Raw genomic sequence first — 4,772 nt, 5'->3', positions numbered from 1 at the left:
AGTTTCGATTGGCATCAATCGGAATTCACCAAAAGCTCGAAAGACTACACAACCATTGCCTGATTGCCTCGGAGAATTACTTCACAACAGAAGCCCAGATCCACCGACGCTTCGAGGTGACCTTTATCCCAGAGCTCGCCGTGCTGTTTAACAACCTGGCCGTTGCAACCGGTTGGAAACTAGACAAAAACGTCGAGGCAAAGCTAGTTCTAGAAACTAGGGCCTCCAAGCCCGACTCGATAACCAAGATGCTCGATCGGCTCTGGAGACTTTCCAGTAAAGAAATGCCAACCATCGGCATTGATTTATTTGATAATCCCGCGGGTAATAAAACTGCCGTTGTCTATATCCCCGGAACCCAGAGCTTTGGTTTTGGCGATGGCGACAACCCACTGGATATGGCATCCAACATTCAGGCGATGGGCGGGGCGGGTAGTGCGGCGAGTGAGAAGGCGGTGCTGCTTGCCATCAGGCAAGCAGGCATCAATTCCAGCGACGAGGTTATCCTCGTCGGTCACTCGCAGGGTGGGATGGTAGCGGGCAATATCGCAGCGAACCCTTCAGGGTTTATTGCTGCCGGCCTTATTACTTTCGGTGCGCCGCTGGCTCAGCTAAGAAACCTGAAGGCTCCGGTAATGGCTGTTGAGCATTCCAATGACCCGGTGCCAAATCTTTCGGGCAAGGCCAATCCTTTGAAGAAAAACTGGGTGAGTGTTCAGCGGGTTAGCTCGAAAGCCGAATCAAACGCGGTGCTGTTTTCGCATTCTTTGAAAAGCTATAAAAACACCACTCTGGAAATTGACACTTCTGCTGATGCCGGGATCAAGAATATCAAAACTCAGCTGATGCGAAAACTGGATGGCGCTCGGCCAACGAAGTCTTTAGAGTTTCAGATTTCTAGAGAATCCCGGTGACTTTGAATATTCCCCTTGCGAAGAAAGAGGATATCGAAATGATGATGGAGGCAAGTATTGCCCAGCCCATTGATGCGATTGTTAGACCTTCCGATGTGAAGCCATCGATGGTTAGTAAGTCTTCACCGATCTGAGACGAGAGCCAGGCGACGAAAAGAAGCAGAGCTCCGTTTATCACAAAAGAAATTAGTCCAAAGGTTAGGACGTAAAGCGGGAAAGCAAGAACTTTAACAACCGGAGCAATGATTGCGTGCACCAGTCCAAAAATGGTGCCAATTAGAAGGAATGATCCAATGGTTTGCCAAACACCATCTCCCCCGTATGGGGTCAAGGTAATGGCTGGAATCAGTAAAGTCGCGACCCAGAGGGCGCCGGCGTTGATGATGGTGGAGATAGCGAATCTAATCACCTCTCTATTGAACCAGCATTCAGGCTAAATTAGGGGGGTGACCTCTCAGGCGGGCCGTGTGCCGCAAGTTCAAATGCTCTCCCCGGAGGGCATTTTTGAAGTGCCGGCCGAATACGCCGAGTATGGCAAATACATCGAGCGACTAAACCTCGACGATTTTCTAAAGTTTTATCGTGACATGGCGCGAATCCGCAGATTCGACAACGAGTGCACCGCACTCCAGCGCCAGGGTCAGATGGGCCTGTGGGTTCCGGCCATCGGCCAAGAAGGAGCCCAGATTGGCTCCGGCTACGGAGTTGGTCCCAACGATCACATGTTCCCCAGCTACCGCGAGCACGGTGTAGCGATCACCCACGGCATCGATTTGATGTCGATCATCAAAATCATGCGCGGTGTGAATCATGGGGGTTGGGATCCGGAGGAAACCAGGTTCCACCTATATGCCATTGTGCTTGGAACCCAGGTGCTTCACGCAACCGGTTACGCAATGGGCGTGGCTTTCGACGGTCAAGTTGGAACCGGAAACCCAGATGTTGATCAGGCGGTCATCACTTACTTCGGCGATGGCGCCACCGCCGAGGGTGATGTCAGCGAAGCACTGCTGTTTGCGGCGACCACAAAGGCACCGCTTGTCTTCTTCTGCCAGAACAACCAGTGGGCAATTAGCTCCCCGGTTTCTACTCAGACGGTGGTACCCCTATATCTTCGAGGCGAAGGCTTCGGCGTTCCCGGAATTCAGGTTGATGGCAACGATGTCTTAGCTTGCTACGCGGTGACCGCAAAGCACATGGACGATGCCAGAAATGGCCTCGGACCTTCTTTGATTGAAGCGCTGACCTATCGAGTTGGCGCACACACCACAAGCGATGACCCAACTAAATACCGCCCAGCCGAAGAGCTCGAGTACTGGAAGGCCAGAGATCCACTAACCAGGTTTGAGAAGTTCCTTCGTCGTCAAGGGGTAGGCGACGATTTCTTCGATGAGGTCGCCAAAGCCGGCGACGAGCTAGCCGAGCAGATCAGGGCCGAGACCTTTGCGATGCCTAATCCCCCACTTGAGAACATCTTCAAGCACGTTTACTCAGACCCCCACCCGCTGGTAGCCGAGCAACAAGCCTGGCTCGAGGGCTACGAGGCTTCTTTCGAAGAAGGTGAGCCTTCTTGAGTAATTCTGTAGAGATGCCAATCGCCAAGGCGATAAACGCCGGCATCCAAAGAGCGATGTCGAAAAACGACAAGGTTTTGGTTTTCGGGGAAGACGTTGCCGAACTCGGAGGCGTATACCGCGTCACCGAGGGATTGCTTAATGAGTTTGGAAGCAAGAGAGTTTTTAATTCACCGATTGCCGAGTCCGGAATTGTTGGAACCGCAATCGGCCTTGCGATGCGCGGCTATCGAAGCGTCGCCGAGATGCAATTCGACGGTTTTGTTTATCCGGCCTTTGACCAAATTGTTTCGCAGCTTGCGAAACTAACCAATCGCTCCGAAGGACACCTTTCGATGCCGGTGGTAATTCGCATCCCCTACGGCGGTGGCATTGGAGCAGTTGAGCATCACTCCGAATCCCCGGAAGCATACTTCGCCCACACCCCGGGACTTCGGGTCATTAGCCCATCGAACTCAAACGATGCTTACTGGATGATCCAGCAGGCAATCGAATCAAACGATCCGGTCATCTTCTTTGAACCAAAAAGGCGCTACTGGCAAAAAGGAATGGTTAACCTAGACACTCCACCAATGGGAATGCACAACGCCAGGGTACTTCGCGAGGGAACTCAAGTCACACTAGTTAGCTACGGACCGATGATTCCAACAGCACTTCAGGCAGCTGATGTTGCGGCAAGTGAAGGAATAAGCATTGAGGTCATCGACCTTCGATCGATGTCGCCAATTGATTTTTCAACCATCATCAACTCGGTGAAAAAAACCGGAAGGGTAGTGATTGCCTCGGAAGCCTCAACCTCCTTCTCGGTGGCGGCGGAAGTTGCAGCCAAGGTGGCGGAACTGGCGTTTTATCACCTGGAAGCACCGGTTTTACGGGTTGGAAGTTTTGATGTTCCGTATCCTCCTGCCAAACTTGAAGAACTGTTCTTACCCAATGCGGATCGGATACTCGAAGCCGTAGACCGTTCACTTAGCTACTAAGAAAGGGCAAGGTAAATGTCACTCGCACAATTCAACTTGCCCGATGTTGGCGAAGGTCTAACCGAGGCTGAGATTGTTTCTTGGAAGGTCTCTCCCGGCGATAGCGTTTCTGTTAACCAGGTGATTTGTGAGATTGAAACAGCCAAATCAATTGTTGAACTTCCCTGCCCTTTTTCCGGTGTGGTTGAAGAACTACTTGCCCAAGAGGGTGACACCGTTGAGGTCGGTAAGCCAATCATCTCGGTTCAGGCAGAGGGAAACATTCTGGCTGCCGGTCCAACCACCAGTTCAATTGCGATAATTCCTGAATCTTCCAGCACCCATCAGGCAGTGGCCGATGCTGCAGCTTCGGTTGCTTCAGATGAGAACAAACCAAATCTTGTTGGCTACGGTTCATCCGCGCACGGCGGAACCAGAAGAAGAAAAGCCGCTGGCATTAATTCACCCGCGGTGGTTCCATCCGCAACTTCTTCAATGCCAGTTGTCTCCCCCGTTGTTCCGTCTTCGGCAGCAGCAGATTCAGTAGTCGACGTCATCGCTAAGCCGCCGATTAGAAAACTTGCTAAAGATCTAAACGTTGATCTTTCGAAGGTCCAGGCAACCGGACTTGCCGGGGAAATTACACGCGAGGATGTTGTGAACGCGGCCTCCCAGGCTTCGGTGTTTAGAAACCTAACAACACCTGCTCAAAAGACCGAGCGCGAGGAGAGAATTCCAGTTAAGGGAGTAAGGAAAGCAATTGCTACAGCAATGGTGCAGTCGGCTTTCACCGCTCCCCACGTTTCAATCTTTGTTGACGTTGATGCAACCAGAACAATGGAATACGTCAAGCGCTTGAAGGCCTCAACTGATTTTGCAGGGGTCAAGGTAACACCACTTCTTTTGATGGCCAAAGCGATGATCTGGGCGGTAAGAAGAAACCCAACCGTTAACTCAACCTGGACCGACAAAGAAATCATTGTTCACAACTACGTTAACTTCGGTGTTGCCGCTGCGACACCTCGGGGATTGATTGTTCCAAACATCAAAGACGCTGACCGGATGAGCATGTTCGAGCTGGCTCAGGCAATCGAAGAACTTGCCGCAACTGCCAGAGAAGGCAAAACAACGCCTGAGCAGATGAAGGATGGAACCATAACCATCACCAACATCGGAGTCTTTGGTGTTGACACCGGAACACCGATTCTGAACCCCGGCCAGGTTGCCATCGTTGCCCTTGGTTCAATCAGGCCAAAGCCGTGGGTTGTGAACAACGAGATCGTTATTCGCCAGGTCACAACAATCGGTGCCACCTTCGACCACCG

5 protein-coding genes are annotated in these 4,772 nt (G+C 51.8%); 4 read left to right on the top strand and 1 reads right to left on the bottom strand.

The features are described 5' to 3' along the window. The coding region (locus tag WAO31_RS02775; protein WP_509589975.1) for a lipase family protein at positions 1-914 on the top strand (914 nt) is incomplete at its 5' end. On the opposite strand, the gene WAO31_RS02770 is transcribed toward WAO31_RS02775, so the two are convergent. Further along, positions 898-1,323, bottom strand: coding sequence for a phage holin family protein (locus WAO31_RS02770; protein ID WP_509589972.1), 426 nt, complete (start codon positions 1,321-1,323; stop codon positions 898-900). The genes WAO31_RS02775 and WAO31_RS02770 overlap by 17 nt on opposite strands. 73 nt (positions 1,324-1,396) lie before the next feature. Here WAO31_RS02770 and WAO31_RS02765 point away from each other — a divergent pair, with 73 nt between their 5' ends. The 3 genes from WAO31_RS02765 to WAO31_RS02755 form a co-directional block, all read left to right on the top strand. After that, complete coding sequence (locus WAO31_RS02765) at positions 1,397-2,488, top strand: thiamine pyrophosphate-dependent dehydrogenase E1 component subunit alpha (RefSeq protein ID WP_509589979.1); 1,092 nt, start codon at positions 1,397-1,399, stop codon at positions 2,486-2,488. A 14-nt stretch (positions 2,489-2,502) separates the two neighbouring features. Beyond that, positions 2,503-3,468, top strand: coding sequence for an alpha-ketoacid dehydrogenase subunit beta (locus tag WAO31_RS02760; RefSeq protein ID WP_509589977.1), 966 nt, complete (start codon positions 2,503-2,505; stop codon positions 3,466-3,468). 15 nt (positions 3,469-3,483) lie between these two features. Next, on the top strand, positions 3,484-4,772 hold a 1,289-nt coding region (locus WAO31_RS02755), incomplete at its 3' end, for a dihydrolipoamide acetyltransferase family protein (protein ID WP_509589970.1).

Source organism: Rhodoluna sp. (assembly GCF_049276775.1).
In the GTDB taxonomy this organism is placed as follows: domain Bacteria; phylum Actinomycetota; class Actinomycetes; order Actinomycetales; family Microbacteriaceae; genus Rhodoluna.
The sequence above is the reverse complement of the archived record's forward strand: the minus strand, read 5'-3'. Positions and strand labels throughout refer to the sequence as shown.

Excerpts from the sequence above, each read along its gene's own strand:
- WAO31_RS02760 (WP_509589977.1), top strand. The coding sequence starts at position 2,503 with ATGCCAATCGCCAAGGCGATAAACGCCGGCATCCAAAGAGCGATGTCG.
- WAO31_RS02765 (WP_509589979.1), top strand. The coding sequence starts at position 1,397 with ATGCTCTCCCCGGAGGGCATTTTTGAAGTGCCGGCCGAATACGCCGAG.